Genomic DNA, 21802 nt, shown 5'->3' with positions numbered 1-21802 from the left:
CGGCTATTATGCGAAAAAACACATTAAAAGGCAAAGAGAAGCTGTCGCATTATAAGCAATGCAATGTATAATACCCCTTTTTAATCAAAATGAGATTGCTTATGAATTGCTTGTTTTGCAAAATTGCACAAGGTGCGATCCCTGCATCAGTAGTTTTTGAAGACGATGAGATAATGGCATTTCACGATCTCAACCCGCAAGCTCCTAAACATCTGCTGATTATTCCGAAGCAGCATATTGCTACGCTGAATGATGCCAGCGATGAAAACCAGGCCCTGTTGGGAAAAATGATTTTAGGGGCAAAAAAAATTGCTCAAACTGAAGGAATAAGTGACGCAGGATATCGATTAGTTTTAAACATTAATCCCGATGGTGGCCAGACAGTATTTCATATTCATTTACATTTACTGGGCGGACGTCGTATGACATGGCCCCCTGGGTAGGAAAAAATAATGGAAAACCTATATAAAGAATTGCTAATCCAATTAGGCGAAGATGTAAGTCGGCAAGGGTTACTTGATACCCCTGCACGTGCTGCCAATGCCATGCGTTATTTAACTAAAGGCTACAATGAAAGCCTTGAAGATATTATTAATGGCGCGCTTTTTGATTCTGATATGAGTGAAATGGTTATAGTCAAGGATATTGAAATGTACTCCATGTGCGAACACCATTTACTTCCATTTCTTGGCAAGTGCCACGTTGGATACATTCCTAATGGAAAAGTAATAGGATTATCGAAAATTGCCCGTATTGTTGATTACTTCTCACGACGCTTACAAATTCAGGAGCGATTAACTTCAGAAATAGCAAACTGCTTAGAATCAATTACTGGGGCACGTGGTATTGCAGTGGTCATTGAAGCCAAACATTTATGCATGATGATGCGTGGCGTTGAAAAACAAAACTCGATAATGACTACTTCAGTAATGCTTGGTGATATGCGGAATAACCCAACAAGCCGAGCTGAATTTTTAACCTTAACTCAAAACAAGTAGTTCTTTTATTTTTTAGAAGTGTAGCCTGGGTGAAGCAAAGCGTAACCCGGGAAATTCTTCAAATGGATCCATTCTCCCCGGATTACACGCAAATCGTTCTTCCCCTGCAAAGGTGGAAGAACGATAATTCTTTACTCTTCTTCGCCGTCTTTATCACCACCCTGCGCTACTTCTTTATGTTCTTCTTCAGGATCAGTAGTTTCTTCAGCTGGAGCAGCCGCTGCTTGAGGTCTATCTTTCCATTCAAGCTTCACACGACCTTGCTTATCAATACCCGCAACAAAAACTTCGATATCTTGGCCTTCTTGCAGTACTGATTCGACTTTTTGGGATCGGTCATTACAGATTTGAGAAATGTGGAGTAATCCATCTTTACCAGGTAAAAGATTTATAAAGGCTCCAAAATCAACGATTTTACTTACTTTACCTTGATAGGTTTGGCCTACCTCGATTTCTGCAATTAATGCCTTAATTTGTTTTTGTGCCTCTTCCAAAGCATTCATATCTGGAGAAAATAATTGAACAACTCCTGTATCATCTATATCAATAGAAACACCTGTGCTTTCAATTAACCCTTTAATCGTTGCGCCACCTTTACCGATAATAGTGCGGATTTTGTCTTCAGCAACTTTCATAGTCGTAATTCGTGGAGCATGTTGAGATAATTCTTCTCGATGCTCTGATAATGCATTATTCATTACACCGAGGATATGTAAGCGACCCGCCAATGCTTGGTCTAAAGCTTGCTCCATGATTTCACTGGTAATCCCATGGATTTTAATATCCATTTGTAAGGCGGTGATTCCATTTTCAGTACCTGCTACCTTGAAATCCATATCGCCTAAATGGTCTTCATCACCTAATATATCGGTTAACACTGCATAACGATCGCCCTCTTTAATCAGGCCCATCGCAACTCCAGCCACAGGTGCTTTCAGGGGAACACCCGCATCCATCAGTGCAAGGCTAGTACCACATACGGTGGCCATCGAGCTTGAACCATTTGATTCAGTGATTTCCGAAACAACTCTTAAAGTATAGGGAAATTCGTTTGCCTCAGGCAATACAGCGATAATAGCACGTTTTGCTAAGCGGCCATGTCCAATTTCTCTACGTTTGGGGCTACCAACCATACCTGTTTCCCCAACTGAATAGGGAGGGAAGTTATAATGCAGCATAAATCGATCTTTTGATTCACCGGTGATGTTATCGAGGATTTGCGCATCACGCTCATTACCCAAAGTAGCAACCACAATAGCCTGGGTTTCACCGCGGGTGAACAGTACAGAACCGTGTGTTCTTTCTAAAAGTTTTGTGCGAATTGCAATGGGACGAACTGTTTTGTGGTCACGGCCATCAATTCGTGGCTCACCATCAAGAATTCGATTACGTACGGTAGCGCGCTCTATTTCAACAAACATATTGCCAATCACATCCGCTTTTAACTCATCATTCTCTGCTTGCAGAGCAGAAATTGCTTGTTCTTTTAACTCATCCAAACGTTGATATCTTTCTTGCTTATCCTTAATCAGATAGGCTGCTTCAACGTCATGTTTCACCATATCAGAAATACGTTCTTGCAAGGAAGTATCTACTTCAGGAGCGGTCCATTCCCAACGAGTTTTCCCACCCTGTGCTGCGAGCTCTTCGATTCCTTTGATCACACTTTTCATCATTTCATGACCAAACATAATGGCGCCGCGCATAATGTCTTCACTTAACTCTTTGGCTTCTGACTCCACCATCAAAATTGCATCTTTAGTTCCGGCTACCACTAAATCAAGTTTGGATTGCTCGAGTTCTTTGCGGCTTGGGTTCAATAAGTAAATACCGTCTTTATAGCCTACACGGGCAGCGCCAATGGGACCATTAAAAGGAACACCTGAAAGAGCTAATGCTGCAGAGGATGCAATCATTGCAACAATATCCGCTGAAACTTCTGGATTTAAAGAAAGAACCGTAACAATAACTTGTACTTCGTTGCAAAAACCATCAGGAAATAAAGGACGAATAGGACGATCAATCAGTCGAGAAGTTAATGTTTCATTATCTGAAGGTCTGCCTTCTCGTTTATTAAACCCACCCGGTATTTTACCTACTGCGTAAAATTTTTCTTGATAATTTACCGTCAATGGAAAAAATCCAGCTCCTTCGCCACATTCCTTTTTGCCAACTACTGTAGCTAATACTTGAGTGCCATTCATATTGGCTAATACTGCTCCATCCGCTTGTCGCGCAATTTCACCTGTTTCCAATATAAGCGTGTGGTCACCGAATGCTATTTCTTTTGTAAACTTAGCCACGTATTCTTCCTCTTAGTAATTATAACGAAAAAAAGGCGCAGAAAATTGCGCCTTTATTTAAAGTATTTTTTTGTAAAGTACATTCGTAACGAAATGTATTTGCTCAGAAATCAATAAGAATCTCTCAGTTCCAGACTTTGGATCAAAGTTTGATAACGAGCTTCATCGTTATGCTTTAAATATTTCAACAGCTTACGACGTTTATTAACAAGTTGTTGCAGTCCACGTCGAGAATGAAAATCTTTTTTGTGTTCTTTAAAGTGCTCAGTTAAATATTTAATACGGCCAGTAATAATAGAAACCTGAACTTCAGGCGAACCAGTATCTTGATCGGAACGCTTGTATTCTTTAACAATTGCTGCTTTATCTGCGCTGCTTAGCGACATTATACACTCCCGGAACTACTAAGTATTCATTTAAAGGCGAACATTCTACCAAGGCACGTCCAACGAAACAAGTACTGATAATTATTTTTGTGCAAAAAATTTCATATTTAGCTTTAATCACTTGTTTTACTACCAATGATCAAAAAGAAAGTAAGCGTTTCGCTTTAATATCACCTTGGATATTTCGTTCTCCTAACCCAATAAATTGTGCTTTCTCATCATAAAGACGAACACAATCTGCTTTTTCTCCACCTATTTTATTTGTTACTACTCTACCTTGACGAATCATAACAATTTTATCATCCGACAGGATCACTTTCTCAAAATGACTAACAGCTCTATCCATGGGAATCAAGCAAGCTGTTCGTTCGGAGCTAGACATTGCCTCTAATTCATCTAGAGAATACATAGGCATACTCTCTAAACCGGAGGTATAAACCCGATGTAGGCGCGTAACATGAGCCCCTACACCTAATGCATCACCAATGTCTTCAACCAAATTACGAATATAGGTTCCCTTGCTGCACGTTACAGTTAATGAAAATTGACTACCGTCAAATGCATTAAGTTCCAAATTACTAATCAGGATCTCGCGAGCCTCTCTCTCAATGTGAATCCCTTCTCTCGCCAAACGATAAAGAGGGGTTCCATTATGCTTTAAAGCGGAAAACATGGAAGGAATCTGCTTTATATGACCTGTATGTTCTTTTAATACAGCAAGTAAATTTAACTCTGAAACTGCAAATGCCTCAACACGAGCGATTATTTCTCCAGTTGCGTCAGCAGTATTCGTTTTAATGCCTAATAAGCCGGTAGTCTGATAGCACTTATCTGCATCAAGCAAAAATTGACATACCTTAGTGGCTTCGCCAAAGCAAAGAGGCAACATACCTGTAGCAAGCGGATCTAAACTTCCAGTATGCCCAGCTTTCTTTGCCCCTAACAATCTTTTTGCTTTTTGCAACGCCGTGTTCGAGGTCATTCCTTCAGATTTGTTTAGCAATAAAATTCCATCTAATGCTGAAGGATTAATTACTTTCATTATCATCGGAATCAGGTGGATTCACTTTATCGATGAGACGACTTAAACGTTCACCATATTCTATTGATTCATCATATATGAAATGAAGCTGGGGGACTGTACGCAAAGTAATACTTCGTGCCAAAGCGCTACGCAAATAACTTGCAGCGGCATTTAAAATAGCCGCTGCAGTTTCTTTATTATCATTCAGCACAGTAAAATATACTTTGGCATGACTCAAATCAGCAGCAACTTTTACAGCGGATATAGTGACGAACCCGGTTAAGCGGGGATCTTTTACTTCCATGGGTATTATCTGTGCTAATTTTCGCTGAATCATTTCAGCGATTCTATCTGTACGTTTAAAATTTTGAGCCATCTTTATAAATCACGCTTAATTTCAACTGTTTCATATACTTCAATTAGGTCACCTGGCTTAACATCATTGTAATTTTTGACCCCAATACCACATTCAAAGCCTTGGCGAACCTCAACCACATCATCTTTGAATCTTCGCAATGATTCCAAAGTACCCTCATAAATAACCACATTGGCACGCAGGACACGAATAGGGTTATTTCGCTTTATAACTCCTTCAATAACCATACAACCTGCAATCGCACCAATTTTGGGTGACTTAAATACATCGCGAACTTCAGCAGTACCAATAATTTCCTCTCTAAATTGCGGAGCAAGCATACCGGTTAAAGCGCCTTTAATCTGGTCTACAATGTCGTAAATGACACTATAATAGTGCAGTTGCACAGATTCATGCTCGGCCAATTTCTTAGCACTACTATCGGCTCTCACGTTAAAGCCAACCAAAATGGCATTGGATGCTATGGCTAAATGAACATCAGATTCAGTAATACCACCTACACCGCTTGAAATAACTTCAACTTTAACTTCCTCAGTAGATAATTTCACTAACGCATCTGAAATTGCTTCAAGTGAACCTTGAACATCCGCTTTAAGTACCACATTAAGTACCTTAGATTCTCCTGCCGCCATATTTTCCATAATGCCTTCGAGGGTTGATTTCTGGCGTCTGGCAAGTTTTACATCTCGGAATTTACCTTGACGGAATAAAGCAACCTCTCTTGCTTTTTTCTCATCAGGAACAACTACAGCTTCATCCCCGGCATGAGGAATAGCAGATAAGCCCAATACCTCGACCGGAATTGATGGGCCCGCAGAATCAACTAGATCCCCATTATCACCAACCAAAGCTCGTACACGGCCGTATTGAAATCCCGCAAGTAGGATATCGCCTTTATGTAGTGTTCCGCTTTGTACTAACACAGTTGCTACAGGACCTCTACCTTTGTCTAAACGTGACTCAATTACAACACCTTTAGCAGCACCGTCTGTTACAGCGGTTAATTCTAGAACTTCAGATTGCAATAAGATGGCATCAAGTAGCTCATCAATACCCATACCGGATTTGGCCGAGATATTGATAAACATAGTATCTCCACCCCAAGCTTCTGGGATTACTTCATATGTCGTTAATTCATTCATGACCCGATCAGGATCTGCATCGGGTTTATCCATCTTATTAATTGCAACAATAATTGGCACTTTCGCTGCTTTGGCATGTTGAATTGCTTCTATCGTTTGTGGCTTAACTCCATCATCTGCAGCAACGATTAACACAACAATATCAGTGACCTTTGCACCACGAGCTCTCATTGCGGTAAAAGCAGCATGACCTGGAGTATCTAAGAATGTAACATCACCTTTAGGAGTACTTACATGGTATGCACCAATATGTTGTGTAATACCACCTGCCTCGCCAATTGCAACTTTGGTTCGGCGAATATAGTCAAGTAACGAGGTCTTACCATGATCTACGTGTCCCATAATTGTAACGACAGGTGCTCTTGATTCAGTTCGACTACCTATGTTAATCGACTCGCCTAATCCCACTTCAATTGCATCTTCTTTAATAATACGTGCCTTATGGCCCATTTCTTCAACAACAATAACCGCTGTTTCTTGGTCAATAACCTGGTTAATGGTTGCCATCGCCCCCAGGGACATCATTATTTTAATTACTTCAGCGGCTTTAACAGACATTCTTTTTGCTAATTCTGCAACCGTAATTGTTTCAGGGATTAAAACCTCTTTTACTACGGGGGTGGTGGGCAAAGCAAAACCATGAGTTAAAGACTCTTCAGCCTCTTTAAGTTTATCTGATTTCTCTACACCCTTACGCTTTTTAAATTTACTACGACCGCCTCGTCTATGACCCTCTTGATCTTCTTCATCGCGATCATAAGATGTTTGATATTTAGGTTTTTTCTTAACTTTCCTGAAATCTCCGGCCTCAGGCTCAATTGGTTGCTCAACATGTTTCTTTTTAGATGGTTTTTCCAATTTTTGCTCTTCTTTTATGGAGATATCTTCCATAGCTTCTTTCGGACTTGGACTTACAACCACTTCTGTTGCTAAGTCTGTAGGAATTTCTTCATTATGCTGAGAATTTTCTTCTACCTCATGTACTTGGTTTTCTTCCACTGTAGTTTCAGCAGGTTCGGTGATTTGCTCTACTGATTCTATAGGTGTTTCAGATACCGGTGGCATCTCAGAAGCCACTTCAGCAGTATGCTCTTCAGATATCGTCTGATTTTCTTCAGATAGAGTTGGTTCTTCAGCTTCAGGCAACTCTGCTATGGGGGTACGTTTTACAAAAACTTTTTTCTTACGTACCTCAACACTTACAGTTTTGCCGCTATGAGCATCATGGCCAACGGTGACTTGCGATAAGCTTTTTCGTCTTAAAGTAATTCGCTCAGGCGAAACATTCACATCACGTAGAGAAGTTCTCTTCAAATGATTGAGTAGGATTCGCTTTTGCTCTTCATTCACAGTCTGTTGGTCATCACTAAAAGACAACCCTGCTTCCTGTAACTGGTTCAATAAGCGTTCAACCGGAATACCAACGACTTGAGCTAATTGTTTAACCGTCACATCCGCCATATTTTAATCCCCTTTCAGCAGTTATATACTTTATCTGAAAATAACTGCATATTTGCACTACATTAATTTATAATAAATCCATAGTCTTATAAAAACCATGGTTCTCTGGCCTTCATTATTAAAGCTCCGGCCTTTTCTTCAGTCATTCCTTCAATTTCTAACAACTCATCAACAGATTGCTCAGCTAAATCTTCCATAGAAGTAATTCCTTTTGATGCTAATTTGTTAGCTAACTCTTCGGACATACCTTCCATTGAGAGTAATGATTCATCAGGTGAACCAGATAGCTCTTTACCTGAAGAAAGAGCCATTGTAAGTAATTTATCGTTTGCCCTATTTCTCAGTTCCTCAACAATTTCTTCGTCAAACTCTTCGATGGCCAGTAATTCTTCTTTAGGGACATAAGCAATTTCTTCTAGAGAAGAAAAACCATGTGCTACGAGTAATGTAGCAATTTCTTCATCAATTTCTAGTGCAGAAGTAAATAATTTAACAATTTTACTTGATTCTTCCAAATTCTTATTTTCGAATTCATCTGTAGTCATAACATTCAACGTCCAGCCCGTTAATTGACTTGCCAAGCGAACGTTTTGACCATTGCGCCCGATAGCTTGGGACAATTGATCTTTTTCAACTGCTAAATCCATTGTATGGGTGTCTTCATCTACAACAATAGAAGAGATTTCTGCAGGAGCCATGGCATTAATAACTAATTGAGGAGGATTATCATCCCATAAAATAATATCTACACGTTCCCCGCCAAGCTCGCTAGAAACAGCCTGAACTCGAGCGCCGCGCATACCAACACAAGCCCCAACAGGGTCAATGCGTCCATCATTGGTTTTAACTGCAATCTTAGCTCGATTGCCTGGATCTCGTGCTGCAGCTTTCACTTCAATCACGTTCTCACCAATTTCAGGTACTTCAATACGGAAGAGTTCAATAAGCATTTCATTACGAGTACGACTGACAAATAGTTGAGGACCACGCGCTTGAGGAGTAATTTCATATAAATAAGCACGAACCCTATCATTCGGACGAAACATTTCATGCGGAAGCATTTCTGTACGCGGCAAGAATGCTTCTGCTTTCCCACCTAAGTCAATAATAATATTATCTCGGGTTACTTTTTTAACCGTTCCATAAATCAATTGACCTAACTTGCTTCGGAATTGATCAATTACGAGCTCGCGCTCTGCCTCTCTAACTTTTTGCATAATCACTTGGCGAGCAGCTTGCGCCTCAATTCTTCCAAATTCAATTGAAGGAATGGATTCTTCTATACGATCGTTAATTTTTGCAGCGGGGTTGCGTTCTTTTGCTTGTTCAACAGTTAATTGGCAATCTGGATGTTCTAGTTCATCTTCATTGACTACATCCCAATATCTATAGGTTTCATAGTCACCTGTGCGGGGATCTAATTTGATTCGTACCCCTATATCTAAACCAAAGATCTTGCGAGTTGCGGATTCCAATGCAGCCTGAATGGCAAGTATAATAACTTCCTTACTTACACCTCTTTCATTTGATAACGCCTCTGCAACCAGTAACAATTCTTTGCTCATTGTTCGCCTCTCTATACTGTCAAACTTGCTTTCACAATATTTGAAAAAAGTAATTCTTGATCTTCATTATTTATTTTAAGTACTAAAGTGTTCTCAGATACTGAGACAATAGTCCCTAATAATTTACGCTTACCCTCAATTGGCTTAAAAGTTTTTACTTGTACTTCATGGCCTATATAACGCTGATATTGCCAATTTTTAAATAATGGCCGTGGTATACCTGGTGATGATACTTCCAAGCTATAATTTCCAGAAATAGGATCTTCAACATCAAGCAATGCGCTGACTTGATGACTCACTGCTTCGCAGTCTTCAATCCCTATTCCATCAATCTTATCAATGTATATGCGCAATAAAGAATGCTTACCTTGTGAAAGATATTCACATCCCCAAAGCTCATAGCCCATGTCATTAATTGTAGGAGCTAATAAATCTTCCAATTCATCTTGTATCATAGTATTAACAAACTAAAAAGGGCACGGATGCCTAATACAAATACGGTATAGTAACCTAAGTTCGGGCAAGAGCTTAACTCTGAACGTGATTTCTATAAAACAATTAATTCCGAGCGCGATCTTTGCTTCACTGGCTACTACAAACTTTTAGTGCAGTTACAAATTATACATAATAAAAAACCCCATAAATGGGGTTCTTAATAAGTGGTAGCGGGGGCAGGATTTGAACCTACGACCTTCGGGTTATGAGCCCGACGAGCTACCAGGCTGCTCCACCCCGCGTCAACTGATGGCAAGTATACTGAGAGTCAGTACGCTTAGCAAGTACTTTCTTTGAAGAATCTAAATAAATATGTATTCTGGACTGGAAAACAGTTTATTTTCTAATCCAGAACAAAGATGAAGGTATCTTAGGAACCAAACGCATTCATACAAGCTACAATTAAGGCGCCTGGAAATATACCTAAATACAGTAACGATAGGCAATTAAGGGAAAGGACTAAAGTATTCCCCTTATTCATAACTACTGGGTCAACATGTGCCGGTGCATCAAAATACATTATTTTAACAATTCTTAAATAATAATAAGCACCAATCACCGTAAAGAATAATCCCAGTACAGCCACCCACATCATTTGAGCGTCCACTAACGCTTTAAGCACAAGCAGTTTAGTAAAGAAGCCCACAGTTGGAGGCACACCGGCAAGAGAGAACATAACGATTAGCATCATAAATGCCAACCAGGGATTTCTTTTGTTAAGCCCTTTTAGATCCTCAATGCTATCTATTTCCATCCCGCGGTTAGACATTAACACAATTAAACCAAAGCCGGCAGCTGAGGTTATTGAATAAACCAAAATATAATAGAGTGCCGCAGAATATCCTGAAGCAGTTGCCGCTAAGATTCCAAATAAAGCATATCCAATATGAGAGATAGCCGAATAAGCTAATAAACGTTTTATACTGGTCTGCACTACTGCGAACAAATTCCCAAGACCTGTGGAAAGTAAAGTCATTACCAATAGAATATGTTGCCACTGCGAACTCACATCGACTAGGCCAATTGTAAGTAATCTAAATGCCATACCTAAAGCAGCAACTTTAGGTGCAGCGCTAATGAATAGGGTAACTGAAGTTGGTGCCCCCTGATATACATCGGGAGCCCACATATGGAATGGCACAGCAGCTAATTTAAAAGCAACGCCACATAGAATGAAAACTATAGCAAATGCCAGTAAGGTACTTTGCTGTTGCCAGTTCGCAGCGATGACATTTGCCACTTCGAGTAAATCAAGTTTTCCGGTTGCTCCATAAATTAAAGAAATACCATATAAAAGCATGGCAGAAGCAATTGACCCCATTACAAAATATTTCATTGCTGCTTCAGAAGCATCACTATCTGTTCTGCGAATAGCAGTCATCGCATATAAAGGTAATGACAATAATTCTAAACCAAGGAAAATTGTGAGGAGAGAATGTGCTGAAACAAGCAGCATCATCCCTAAAGTAGAAAATAATCCTAAGATATAGTAATCCCCTGAAGGCATTTGGCGCTCATCTATGTACTCTTTGGAATAGATAAAGCTCAGCAAAACCGTAATGTACATAAAGAATTTCATTAAATTCGCTATATCATCACTAATGAACAAGCCATTGAGGGTAATCACCTTATACATACCAATATAAAGAAAACTAACAACAGCAGCTAAAACTAAACCGATACAAGAGATAAAAAAGGAAATAGATTTATATCGATGCCGTAAAAATAGATCCGCAAGCAATGCAATACATGCGGTGGCGAGCACAATCATTTCCGGAATGGCTACATGGATATTTTCAAGTAATGCTGTCATATTGGTTAACCTTGATTACAATTTTGATTGACTTGCTAACGCTAGAGTATGGCTTACTGTTTGATGAATGTACTCTAGGAATGGCTTAGGATAAACACCCATAGCGATTACCATCAAAGCAAGTAAAATATAAGCACTTAACTCATAGCCCGAAAGATCTTTTAGTTCCGCAACTTTTTCATTTGCTATAGGTCCAAAAATTACTCGTTTATACATCCAAAGATTATAACCTGCTGCGGTTATTAGTGTGGTAGCCGCCCAAAATGTCACCCAAAAACCAGCTTTTAGCGACCCAAGAATTACCATAAATTCACCAACAAAACCGGAGGTTCCTGGCAAACCGGCATTCGCCATACAGAACAGCATGAAAAATGATGCAAAAATTGGCATGGTATTCACTATCCCGCCAAAATCAGCTAAACGTCGTGTATGCATCCGATCGTAGATAAAACCCACACCGGCAAAAAGTGCGCTTGAGACAAAAGCATGCGAAATCATAACGACAATGGCACCTTCTAAAATTAAGCCAGCTGCACTTAGTCCTGATTGTTTTGCAATCGCAAAAATAGCAAAACTACCTAAAGTTACAAATCCCATGTGTGAAATTGAAGAATAGGCAATTAGTCGTTTCATATCCTTTTGAATAATTGCGACTAAAGCAATATAAACGATTGCAATTAAAGATAAGGCAATCATAACCCCAGCATAACGGCTACAAGCATCTGGAACTATGGGCAAGGAGAACCGGATAAACCCGTACGCTCCAAGCTTTAATAAAATTGCAGCTAATACAACAGAGCCACCAGCTGGAGCCTCGGTATGTGCATCAGGCAACCAGGTGTGGACTGGAAACATCGGGATCTTTATTGCAAAACCAAGGAAAAATGCAATGAAAATCAATGTTTGAGCCGTCATGCTTAATTTAATAGCATAAAAAGCTTCTATACTAAATGTGCCAGCGATGAACCCCATGTATAAAAAGCTAGCTAACATGAGAACTGAACCTAAAAAGGTATATAAGAAAAATTTAATCGCAGCATAAACACGATTATCTGATCCCCAAATACCAATAATGAGGTACATAGGAATTAGGGTCGCCTCCCAGAAAATATAAAATAAGATGGCATCTAAGGCAGAGAAAACACCAACTAATAGCCCCTGCATAATCAAAAATGCAGCTAAATATTGAGAAACTCTGTTGGTAATGCTTTCCCAAGTTGCCAAGATCACCACTAAATTAGTAAAAATGCTAAGCACAATTAGGAGTAACGACATTCCATCGATGCCTAAGCTATAGCTAATACCTAGTGAAGGCATCCATGAAAATTCCTCCAAATATTGCATTCCGAGCACTTTAGGATCAAAGCCTGCAACCAGCGGGATACACAGTAGCAAACAAAGTATTACGGTAAATAATGCCAAATAACGTGAAATATTCGGGCTACGATCGTCTCCAGAGAGAAGAACAAAAACCCCGCCTATTACTGGCAACCAAATTAGTAAATTGAGCAAATAATGCATACCTTCACCCTATATTCAGCCGAGTATCAACCAGCATAAAAATCCAAGCAATCCAAAAATCATTATCGTAGCATAATGATACAGATAACCACTTTGTATAGCGCGACCTTTAGTTGATAACCATCTAACTAGTCGACTGCTGCCATTTACAACCATCCCATCGATCAATTTTTGATCACCAACACTGTAAAATACAGTTCCTATACCCTTAGATCCTTTCACAAAAACTAGATTGTTAAACGCATCAAATCCATATTTATTGAGGAGTATTTTATAAATGAGTGAAAAACGACGTGCCAAATAACCTGGGATCGTTGGTGCCGCTATATAACAGAGCCAAGCTATCGCAATCCCCGCCAAAGTAATCCAAAAAGTAAGCGAGTATACTGAATGCACCATACTTGCAAAAGGTGAAGTCACTTCATGGGCAAGCTCTGCCAACACATTATGTTGAGGGAGAACAAATAAAGAAGAACTTAAAATTGTTGGATTATCAAAAAGCATAGGCATGTACAATATGTAGCCTAGAATAATTGATGGAATAGCAAGTAAAACCAGCGGCAGCCAAACCACCCATGGCGACTCATGAACATGGCTTAAAGTATGCTCATCCATACGAGGTTTGCCGTGGAATGTCATAAACAAAGATCTAAAGGTATACAGGGCAGTAACGCCAGCACCAAGAACCACACAGAAATAGGAATAACCACTTCCAGGAATCTGTGACAATTGTACCGCTTCGATAATTGTATCTTTGGAATAAAACCCTGCCAGAGGGGGTATCGCGCAAAGAGCTAGAGAACCAATTACATATGTTATGTAAGTAATGGGCATTTTGTTCCATAAACCACCCATTTTTCGCATATCTTGTTCATGGTGCATACCGATAATTACCGAACCAGCACCTAAGAATAAGAGGGCTTTAAAACATGCATGAGTAAGAAGGTGAAACATTCCTGCACTGTATGCTGATGCCCCCATTCCTACCATCATATATCCTAATTGAGACAGCGTTGAATAGGCGACTACTCGTTTAATGTCATTCATTGTGAGTGCTAAAATTCCTGTAAAGAGTGCACCTGTTGCTCCTATCACAAGAACTACGCTTAATGCGGTTGTAGAAAATTCGATCAGAGGTGAAATACGCGCAATCATAAATACACCAGCCGTGACCATTGTCGCAGCGTGAATCAATGCAGAGATAGGAGTCGGACCTTCCATTGATTCAGGTAGCCACACATGTAACGGTACTTGTGCAGATTTACCCATAGCACCTACGTATAAAGCTAAACATATTACCGTGACTAAAGACCAAGGATGACCTTGAAACAGTTCGATATTCTGACTTGTAAGATAGTTAACGCTCTTGAAAACAGTTTCGTAATCAATGCTACCCGTGTAGGCAAATACCAGGGCAATCCCTAATAGAAAACCAAAGTCACCCACGCGGTTGACGAGAAATGCTTTAAGACTACCCTCAATAGCTGATTCTTTTTGATACCAGAAACCAATAAGCAAATAAGAAACTAGACCTACACCTTCCCAACCAAAGAATAATTGTAAGAAATTATTGGCACTGACTAACATCAGCATCATAAAAGTAAACAATGAAATGTAGCTGAAAAAACGCTGGTATCCATCGTCATCGGCCATATATCCAATACTGTAAATATGCACCAACAAAGAGACAAAATTAACAGTCACTAGCATCACAGTACTTAAAGGATCAATCAGAAAACCAATGTTAAATTCAAATGGAAGAATTAAGCCACCAGTCGCCCAGTGATAAAGCACAGTGCTCTCAGTCGGCATGGCGCCAGAAAAGATTTGCCAAGCCACATAGAGGGATGCAATAAAGGATATTGTAACGCCTAGGATAGTGGCTGAATGTGCGCCGACTCGTCCAATTTGATTACGGAAAAAACCAGCAATTATAGAGCCAGCCAAGGGAGTTAAAACGATTATTAGACAAAGTTGTTGGATACTCACAATGTTAACCTTTTAAATGATTCATCTTATCTACGTTAATGTTACCTCTATTTCTATAAAGCAACATCACTATGGCTAATCCTATTGCTGCTTCTGCGGCAGCAACCGTTAAAATAAAGAAGACATAAACTTGACCGCTAATTTCGTTATAATAATGGGAAAATGCGACAAAATTAGTATTCACTGCAAGTAACATCAATTCGATACATACCAGCAATAAAATGATATTCCGACGATTCATCATTATGCCAATAAGACCAAAACCGAATATAATGGCCCCCAGAATTAAGTAATTATTTACTGGTATCATCTAGAAATCCCCAACATTATTTTTCTGTTTTCATATTAATTAATTCCACCCGATCGCTTCTACGTGTCAGGATCTGCTGTTTCACATCCTGCCGTTTCGATTTTCTGGGACCTCTATGGACTAGGGTAATTGCTGAAATAATGGCGATTAATAACAGCACAGCTGCAATTTCAAAAGCCAGTAAATAATCTGTATATAGAACCATGCCCAAGGCTTCCGTATTTGACCGGGGAGCTTCAAGTTTGTTTTGTGTTGCATTCATTAACTGGGTACTAATCATAGGATTGCTTTGCGTCTCAACATTCGTCTTAAAAGTACCTGCTGGAATAGATACCATTAATAGTCCAGTTAAAAGAGCAACCAGAATTAAACCAAAGGGTAAATAGCGTCTGTAATGGTTTTTAATCACTTCCACATCAATATTAAGCATCATTACGACGAACAGAAACAATGTCATTACCGCACCCACATATACAAGCACCAAAATTAGGGCAAGAAACTCTGCTTCTGCAAGGATCCATAATCCTGCACTCGCAATGAAGGTAAGTACAAGAAATAAAACGCTGCGTACAGGATTATCTTGAATAATTACCATAAAGGCAGCGCCTACGGCTATGGCCGCAAAGATATAGAAAATAGTTTGAACTAATAATTCATGCATACTGCACCCCGTTATCGGTATTTTTCATCAGCAGCTCTATCTGCTGCAAGTCTGGGCTCCAACAAATCGCCAAGGGCTAGGAGCTTTTCTTTCGTCATAATATTTTGGCCACGCTCACTAATATGATAATGATGCACTGGTGTTACTACGATGGAATCCACAGGGCAAGACTCTTCGCATAATCCGCAGTTAATGCATTTAAATACATCAATATCATATCGTGTGGTGCGACGAGATCCATCTTCGCGTGGTTCTGACTCAATAGTTATAGCAAGTGCAGGACAAACTGCTTCACATAATTTGCAAGCAATACAACGTTCTTCGCCATTTGGATAACGTCGTAAAGCCAGTGCGCCTCTAAAACGAGGTGAAATTGGAGTTTGTTCCTCAGGAAACTGGACCGTTATTTTTTTCTTAAAAAAATATTTACCAGTTAACTTTAAACCCTGCAATAATTCTATAAAAAGAAAACTGCGTACGTAGTATTTAATAAATTGATATGCTTTTTTCATCGGCTTCTCTATTAATCATTAAAACCAAGGTTTCACATGTGTAACAACCATTAGCGCAGTTACAATAATCCAAACAATGGTGACCGGAATAAGTACCTTCCAACCTAAACGCATAAGCTGGTCATAACGATAACGAGGAAAAGTTGCTCTTATCCATAAATATACATATAGGAAAAAGCAGACTTTCACGATTAACCAAACAAAGCCGGGTACAATAAAAAATATATTTTCTAAAAATGGAATACCTTCAAATGGTGACATCCAGCCACCTAGAAACAGAATACTAAGCAGCATAGAAATAAGAATCATACTCGCATATTCTGATAAGAAAAATAATGCGAAGCCTATCCCTGAATACTCTACGTGGAATCCAGCAACAATTTCCGACTCACCTTCGGCTAAGTCGAATGGTGCTCGGTTGGTTTCAGCAATTCCTGCTATCCAAAAAACAAAAAATAGAGGCAAGAGAGGAATAAACCACCAATGTAAAATTCCTCCTCTTTGTGAGTTTACAATGTCGGTAAGATTCATACTTCCAGCAGCCAGCAGTACTCCAACTAAAGCAAAGCCCATTGCAATTTCATAGGATACGGTTTGCGCAGTACTTCTTAATGCACCAAACATTGCGTATTTGGAGTTAGACGCCCATCCTGCGATAAGCACTCCATAAACTCCAAGAGAACTCATTGCGAAAATATAAAGAACACCTGCATTAATATTTGCTAAAACCATGCCTTCCTGAAACGGAATGACTGCCCAACCTGCCAAAGCAGGAACTAGAGCGAATAACGGGGCGGCCACAAAAAGATATTTATTAGAGCGGGTTGGAATAATAATTTCTTTAGTAATTAGTTTAATCAAATCCGCTATCGGTTGGAGCAACCCCCGTATACCCACGCGGTTGGGTCCTATGCGTGCTTGTATATACCCAATAACTTTACGCTCTGCATAGATTAAATATGCAACACATAATAGTAAGGGAACTACGATTACTAATATTTTAATGATGACCCAAATTAATATGCTAATATCTTGCAGCATTTTTTTACCTGCCTAGCGCTTAATAGTTATTGCAGCAAATGAATGGCCTAAATCCACCGTTTCAGGCATCGCGTTTGCTACCCATACAACATCTGCCGCAATGCGTTCATCACGTTTAAGCGGCAATGTTATCTCAATATCTCCCTGAGATACAGTAGCAACATCTTCTAATTTCAATCGATCCGCTGTTGTCGGATTGATGCGTATACACGCTACTTCAGCAGCAGCGCAAAATTGCAACTCTTTAGCATTCCTAACAATTGCATCGCTACGATAAAGCGGCCATTCGCCCACACGAATCAACGATTGATTAATTAGAGGCAAACTCTCAGGATAAAAGGGCTTATATTCTTGTTCCATTGTGATTGCAACACTATTTTTAATTTCTGACAAAACCTCTTCAGTTGATAAATATTCAAAACCTTCGCAATGCAGTAAATTTGCAAGAACCCGCAACACTTTCCAGGCAGGTCGAGCCTCACCATGAGGTGATAATGCACCTTTTACTGTTTGCCAAGTATTATCAACATTAATGTATGTTCCTGAAGTTTCAGCATAGGGAGCAATTGGTAAAATAACATCCGCATAATCCAGCATTGACTCATGATTGTAAGCAGACATTAATACAACAAACTCTGCACCGAGCATTGATTGTCTTGCGCCGTAAGGATTTGCAAAATCAAAACCAGGTTCTACGCCCATTAAAAAATAGGCTTTCAATTTGGCATTTAATGCAGCTTGCACATCCATCCCGGAGGCTGAATCGGCTTTTCCTGCAGTGGTACGATGAGGAACCATCCCTGCGATCCAAGCGCCAGCAGCATTTGCCCCCTGAGTCAGGCGCAATACTTTAGCTCCACTTAATTTTTCAATATGAAACATCAAGGTACGCAATAACGCCGCTTCAGGGTGATTTTCACAAAGAGCACCGGTAATTAAGCATGCTTTTTCTTCTTTTAATGCTTTGGCCACGTTTTGAGTTGCTTTATCCAACTCAAGACCTATTAATAATTTTTGCACTTCTGCGGGTAAAGTTTTGATGTCACCAGTCAATGCTAAAGCAAGCTTGGCGAGTTGCATTGGCATTTCTAAAGGTGAAACAATAAAGCGCTCTTGGAGATCAAAACGATATTCAAAATCTACGGGATTTATTGCGTAAATCTTTGCTCCATTACGGAATGCCTTACGAACTCGCACTCCAGCTAAAGGTACTTCACGATCAATGTTACATCCAATTAGGACTATGGTATTTTGATGTTCTACTTCGGAATAGGGCAAGGAACTTTGAGGTGAAGTTGCTTGGTGTTGTTGATCTCTAAAGTCTACCTGTTGCAACCTGTGATCCAGATTATGAACACCGATTTCACGCATTAATTTTTGTAATAAATACAGTTCTTCTAATGTAGAAGAACTTGAGGCAAAAGCCGCTACTTGCTCAGCGCCATTTTGTTTTATGACGCGCGCCAGCCCTTCTGCGGTATATTTTAAAGCCGTCTCCCAATCCACAACTTCCCACTGCCCATTACGCTTAATCTGTGGCTGGCTTGCTCTTGATGAACTTTTTAATCCTAAATAGCTAAATCGATCTCTGTCTGCCAACCAAGTTTCATTAATTGTTTCATTTTCTTTAGGAACAACTCGCATTAACTCATTTCGACGAGTATGAAGATAGATATTTGAACCGAGGCAATCATGAGGCGCTACACCATCATGTTGAGTTAGTTCCCATGCTCTAGCAGTAAAACGAAATGGTTTTGACGTTAATGCCCCAACGGGACATAAATCAATAATATTACCAGAAACTTCTGACTTCATGCTGTGTTGCACATAAGTACCAATTTGCATGTGCTCGCCTCGGCCAGTCGCACCTAACTCTCTCAACCCAGCAATTTCTTCACCGAAACGGACACAACGAGTACAATGAATACAACGGGTCATTTCAGTTGAAATCAGTGTACCCAAATTATCATCGTCCACTGAACGTTTGTTTTCTGTATACTGGGACTCATCTGCCCCATAGCCCATGGATATGTCTTGTAATTCACATTCCCCGCCCTGATCACAGATTGGGCAATCAAGCGGATGGTTAATAAGAAGGAACTCCATAACTACTTTTTGTGAATGTAACGCTTCCTTCGATTTGGTAAATACCTTCATACCATTGGTAATTGGAGTCGCACAAGCAGGAACTGGCTTACGGCCATTTTCCACTTCAACTAAACACATGCGACAATTGGCAGCCACGGACAATTTTTTATGATAACAAAACCGTGGGATATGAATACCCGCTTCATCGGCAACTTCGATTATCATTTTGCCGTTTTCTGCTTCAAATGTTTTACCGTCGATTTCAATAGTAGTTGTCATGGGTCAAACCTTTTTAATTATGCTGCGACGATTGAGCGTTTATGCTTCACGAAATATTCAAATTCATCGCGGAAATGCTTCACAAAACTTTGTACTGGCCAAGCTGCTGCCTCACCTAATGCACAAATGGTGCGTCCTTCGATATTGTTCGCAACATTGACTAATTTCTCTACATCTCCAGGTTCACCATGCCCATCCTTAATGCGATGTAGTAAACGGACTAGCCAACCAGTGCCCTCACGGCATGGAGTACATTGTCCACAAGACTCATCCATGTAAAACTCGGAAATGCGATAGAGTGCATCAACCATACAGGTTGTTTCATCCATAATAATTACAGCACCCGAACCTAATCCTGATCCTGCTTTTTGGATACTGTCATAATCCATATCTAGACCCATCATCACCTCACCAGGTAAAACAGGCATGGAAGTACCTCCGGGAATTACTGCTTTAATTTTACGACCTTTTGAAACCCCACCTGCTAATTCAAGTAACGTTTTAAAGGGGGTCCCCAAAGGGATTTCGAAATTTCCAGGTTTATTAACGTGTCCACTCACACTAAAACATTTGGCTCCGCCATTATTGGGTTTGCCTATTTTTAAAAACCACTCGCCACCTTTTTCCATAATGACCGGAACAGAGGCAAAAGTCTCAGTATTATTTATCGTTGTAGGCTTCCCGTATAAGCCATAGTTAGCAGGAAAGGGAGGCTTGAATCTGGGCTGCCCTTTTTTTCCTTCAAGGGAATTGAGCAATGCGGTCTCTTCACCGCAAATGTAAGCACCAGCCCCTAAATGATTATATAAATCGAAGTCAATACCTGTTCCTAAAATATTCTTACCTAATAAACCAGCTTCATAAGCTTCTTTTAGTGCGGCTTCCGTACGCTCATAGGGCAACCAAAACTCACCGCGGATATAATTATATCCAACAGTAGCACCCATGGTATATCCAGCAATAGCCATACCCTCTATAAGCTGGTGTGGATTCAATGTAAGTATTTCGCGATCCTTACACGTACCTGGCTCACCTTCGTCTGAATTACAAACTACATATTTTTGTACTGGAGTATTACGATTCATAAAACTCCATTTCAATCCAGTCGGGAATCCTGCTCCTCCTCGACCACGCAAGGCAGAGGTTTTTAACTCATCAATTATTAATTGTGGAGAAGTTTGCTCTTTTAATATTTTTCTCCATGCACTATATCCACCCACACTCTCATAAGCAGATAGTGTCCAAGGCTCTGGTAGATGAAATGTTCGATAACAAACTTGATTTAATTCAACCACGGCAACCACCTCTATCTTTTATTGGTATTGTTCCAACACTTTATCTATAGATTCAGGAGTCAGATTCTCATGATAATCTTTGTCCACCTGCATCATCGGCGCATTAACACAAGCACCTAAACATTCAACGGATCTTAAAGTAAAGCGCCCATCATCTGTGGTCCCACCTAATTTTATACCCAACTTTTTTTCCAAGTGTTCGACAACCGCAGCCGAATCACGCAGCATACAAGAGATATTGGTACATACATTTATCGAGTGTCTTCCAACTTGTGTGTGTTCGTACATAGTATAGAAACTCGCAACCTCATATACGGAAATAGGAGGCATCTCAAGATAATCAGCTACAGCATCCATTAATTCTGTAGTCAGGTGACCATGCTCTTCTTGCACGATTCGTAGCGCACTCATCACAGCGGATTGCTTCTGATCTTTTGGATATTTAGCTATCCAATGATCGATGTCCTTTATTCTTTGAGCTGACACCAATTGATTTAATTTTTTTGCTGAATTATCAGACATTTCTAAACCTTTATTAATTTA

Annotated in this window: 18 protein-coding genes, 1 tRNA gene and 2 pseudogenes; 2 read left to right on the top strand and 19 right to left on the bottom strand. The window is 39.9% G+C overall.

The window, feature by feature from the left end; translation table 11 throughout:
- Positions 1-101: 101 nt before the first annotated feature.
- Positions 102-443 (top strand): histidine triad nucleotide-binding protein, encoded by a 342-nt coding sequence (locus tag HBNCFIEN_RS01260; protein ID WP_182392355.1) that lies wholly within the window; start codon positions 102-104, stop codon positions 441-443.
- A 9-nt stretch (positions 444-452) separates the two neighbouring features.
- Positions 453-998 carry a GTP cyclohydrolase I FolE gene (folE, locus tag HBNCFIEN_RS01255; protein ID WP_182392354.1) on the top strand — a complete coding sequence of 182 codons (546 nt, stop codon included), beginning with the start codon at positions 453-455 and terminating at the stop codon, positions 996-998.
- 131 nt (positions 999-1129) lie between these two features.
- On the opposite strand, the gene pnp is transcribed toward folE, so the two are convergent.
- From pnp to nuoE, 19 genes and pseudogenes are all read right to left on the bottom strand, one after another.
- A complete protein-coding gene (pnp, locus tag HBNCFIEN_RS01250; protein ID WP_182392353.1) occupies positions 1130-3301 on the bottom strand; it encodes a polyribonucleotide nucleotidyltransferase in 2172 nt (723 codons plus the stop codon).
- Positions 3302-3411: 110 nt separating this feature from the next.
- Positions 3412-3687 (bottom strand): 30S ribosomal protein S15, encoded by a 276-nt coding sequence (rpsO, locus tag HBNCFIEN_RS01245; protein ID WP_182392352.1) that lies wholly within the window; start codon positions 3685-3687, stop codon positions 3412-3414.
- A gap of 139 nt (positions 3688-3826) precedes the next feature.
- The gene (gene truB / locus HBNCFIEN_RS01240; protein ID WP_182392351.1) at positions 3827-4729 is read right to left on the bottom strand and encodes a tRNA pseudouridine(55) synthase TruB; all 903 of its coding nucleotides are present in this window, start codon (positions 4727-4729) and stop codon (positions 3827-3829) included.
- Complete coding sequence (gene rbfA / locus HBNCFIEN_RS01235; protein ID WP_182392350.1) at positions 4716-5087, bottom strand: 30S ribosome-binding factor RbfA; 372 nt, start codon at positions 5085-5087, stop codon at positions 4716-4718. The genes truB and rbfA overlap by 14 nt, the downstream gene beginning before the upstream one ends.
- 2 nt (positions 5088-5089) lie before the next feature.
- Positions 5090-7108 (bottom strand): annotated as a pseudogene (gene infB, locus HBNCFIEN_RS01230) (translation initiation factor IF-2); the annotation flags it as partial.
- Positions 7109-7357: 249 nt separating this feature from the next.
- Positions 7358-7690: pseudogene (locus HBNCFIEN_RS17815) on the bottom strand (translation initiation factor IF-2 associated domain-containing protein); the annotation flags it as partial.
- 86 nt (positions 7691-7776) lie between these two features.
- Complete coding sequence (nusA, locus tag HBNCFIEN_RS01225) at positions 7777-9255, bottom strand: transcription termination factor NusA (RefSeq protein ID WP_182392348.1); 1479 nt, start codon at positions 9253-9255, stop codon at positions 7777-7779.
- A gap of 11 nt (positions 9256-9266) precedes the next feature.
- Positions 9267-9710 (bottom strand): ribosome maturation factor RimP, encoded by a 444-nt coding sequence (rimP, locus tag HBNCFIEN_RS01220; protein WP_182392347.1) that lies wholly within the window; start codon positions 9708-9710, stop codon positions 9267-9269.
- A 205-nt stretch (positions 9711-9915) separates the two neighbouring features.
- Positions 9916-9992, bottom strand: a tRNA-Met gene (locus HBNCFIEN_RS01215).
- A gap of 128 nt (positions 9993-10120) precedes the next feature.
- Positions 10121-11563, bottom strand: coding sequence for an NADH-quinone oxidoreductase subunit NuoN (nuoN, locus tag HBNCFIEN_RS01210; protein ID WP_182392346.1), 1443 nt, complete (start codon positions 11561-11563; stop codon positions 10121-10123).
- 15 nt (positions 11564-11578) lie between these two features.
- A complete protein-coding gene (locus HBNCFIEN_RS01205) occupies positions 11579-13084 on the bottom strand; it encodes a NuoM family protein (protein WP_182392345.1) in 1506 nt (501 codons plus the stop codon).
- A gap of 15 nt (positions 13085-13099) precedes the next feature.
- Positions 13100-15073 carry an NADH-quinone oxidoreductase subunit L gene (nuoL, locus tag HBNCFIEN_RS01200; protein WP_182392344.1) on the bottom strand — a complete coding sequence of 658 codons (1974 nt, stop codon included), beginning with the start codon at positions 15071-15073 and terminating at the stop codon, positions 13100-13102.
- 4 nt (positions 15074-15077) lie between these two features.
- Positions 15078-15383, bottom strand: coding sequence for an NADH-quinone oxidoreductase subunit NuoK (nuoK, locus tag HBNCFIEN_RS01195; protein WP_182392343.1), 306 nt, complete (start codon positions 15381-15383; stop codon positions 15078-15080).
- A gap of 16 nt (positions 15384-15399) precedes the next feature.
- Complete coding sequence (locus HBNCFIEN_RS01190) at positions 15400-16044, bottom strand: NADH-quinone oxidoreductase subunit J (protein ID WP_182392342.1); 645 nt, start codon at positions 16042-16044, stop codon at positions 15400-15402.
- 11 nt (positions 16045-16055) lie between these two features.
- The gene (gene nuoI, locus HBNCFIEN_RS01185; protein ID WP_182392341.1) at positions 16056-16556 is read right to left on the bottom strand and encodes an NADH-quinone oxidoreductase subunit NuoI; all 501 of its coding nucleotides are present in this window, start codon (positions 16554-16556) and stop codon (positions 16056-16058) included.
- An 18-nt stretch (positions 16557-16574) separates the two neighbouring features.
- The gene (gene nuoH / locus HBNCFIEN_RS01180; protein ID WP_182392340.1) at positions 16575-17597 is read right to left on the bottom strand and encodes an NADH-quinone oxidoreductase subunit NuoH; all 1023 of its coding nucleotides are present in this window, start codon (positions 17595-17597) and stop codon (positions 16575-16577) included.
- A gap of 12 nt (positions 17598-17609) precedes the next feature.
- Positions 17610-19964, bottom strand: a complete 2355-nt coding sequence (nuoG, locus tag HBNCFIEN_RS01175; RefSeq protein WP_182392339.1) for an NADH-quinone oxidoreductase subunit NuoG — start codon at positions 19962-19964, stop codon at positions 17610-17612.
- A 17-nt stretch (positions 19965-19981) separates the two neighbouring features.
- The gene (nuoF, locus tag HBNCFIEN_RS01170; protein WP_182392338.1) at positions 19982-21259 is read right to left on the bottom strand and encodes an NADH-quinone oxidoreductase subunit NuoF; all 1278 of its coding nucleotides are present in this window, start codon (positions 21257-21259) and stop codon (positions 19982-19984) included.
- 18 nt (positions 21260-21277) lie between these two features.
- Positions 21278-21781, bottom strand: coding sequence for an NADH-quinone oxidoreductase subunit NuoE (gene nuoE, locus HBNCFIEN_RS01165; RefSeq protein WP_182392337.1), 504 nt, complete (start codon positions 21779-21781; stop codon positions 21278-21280).
- Between the last annotated feature and the right edge of the window lie 21 nt (positions 21782-21802).

Origin of the sequence: Legionella sp. PC997, assembly GCF_014109825.1 — a bacterium.
In the GTDB taxonomy this organism is placed as follows: Bacteria; Pseudomonadota; Gammaproteobacteria; order Legionellales; family Legionellaceae; genus Legionella.
The sequence above is the reverse complement of the archived record's forward strand: the minus strand, read 5'-3'. Positions and strand labels throughout refer to the sequence as shown.

What these genes read in the sequence shown, in the direction of transcription:
- nuoN (WP_182392346.1), bottom strand. Translation starts at nt 11,563, where the DNA reads ATGACAGCATTACTTGAAAATATCCATGTAGCCATTCCGGAAATGATT.
- HBNCFIEN_RS01205 (WP_182392345.1), bottom strand. Translation starts at nt 13,084, where the DNA reads ATGCATTATTTGCTCAATTTACTAATTTGGTTGCCAGTAATAGGCGGG.
- nusA (WP_182392348.1), bottom strand. Translation starts at nt 9,255, where the DNA reads ATGAGCAAAGAATTGTTACTGGTTGCAGAGGCGTTATCAAATGAAAGA.
- nuoK (WP_182392343.1), bottom strand. Translation starts at nt 15,383, where the DNA reads ATGATACCAGTAAATAATTACTTAATTCTGGGGGCCATTATATTCGGT.
- rbfA (WP_182392350.1), bottom strand. Translation starts at nt 5,087, where the DNA reads ATGGCTCAAAATTTTAAACGTACAGATAGAATCGCTGAAATGATTCAG.
- truB (WP_182392351.1), bottom strand. Translation starts at nt 4,729, where the DNA reads ATGAAAGTAATTAATCCTTCAGCATTAGATGGAATTTTATTGCTAAAC.
- nuoI (WP_182392341.1), bottom strand. Translation starts at nt 16,556, where the DNA reads ATGAAAAAAGCATATCAATTTATTAAATACTACGTACGCAGTTTTCTT.
- HBNCFIEN_RS01260 (WP_182392355.1), top strand. Translation starts at nt 102, where the DNA reads ATGAATTGCTTGTTTTGCAAAATTGCACAAGGTGCGATCCCTGCATCA.
- rimP (WP_182392347.1), bottom strand. Translation starts at nt 9,710, where the DNA reads ATGATACAAGATGAATTGGAAGATTTATTAGCTCCTACAATTAATGAC.
- nuoH (WP_182392340.1), bottom strand. Translation starts at nt 17,597, where the DNA reads ATGCTGCAAGATATTAGCATATTAATTTGGGTCATCATTAAAATATTA.
- folE (WP_182392354.1), top strand. Translation starts at nt 453, where the DNA reads ATGGAAAACCTATATAAAGAATTGCTAATCCAATTAGGCGAAGATGTA.
- rpsO (WP_182392352.1), bottom strand. Translation starts at nt 3,687, where the DNA reads ATGTCGCTAAGCAGCGCAGATAAAGCAGCAATTGTTAAAGAATACAAG.
- nuoE (WP_182392337.1), bottom strand. Translation starts at nt 21,781, where the DNA reads ATGTCTGATAATTCAGCAAAAAAATTAAATCAATTGGTGTCAGCTCAA.
- HBNCFIEN_RS01190 (WP_182392342.1), bottom strand. Translation starts at nt 16,044, where the DNA reads ATGCATGAATTATTAGTTCAAACTATTTTCTATATCTTTGCGGCCATA.
- nuoG (WP_182392339.1), bottom strand. Translation starts at nt 19,964, where the DNA reads ATGACAACTACTATTGAAATCGACGGTAAAACATTTGAAGCAGAAAAC.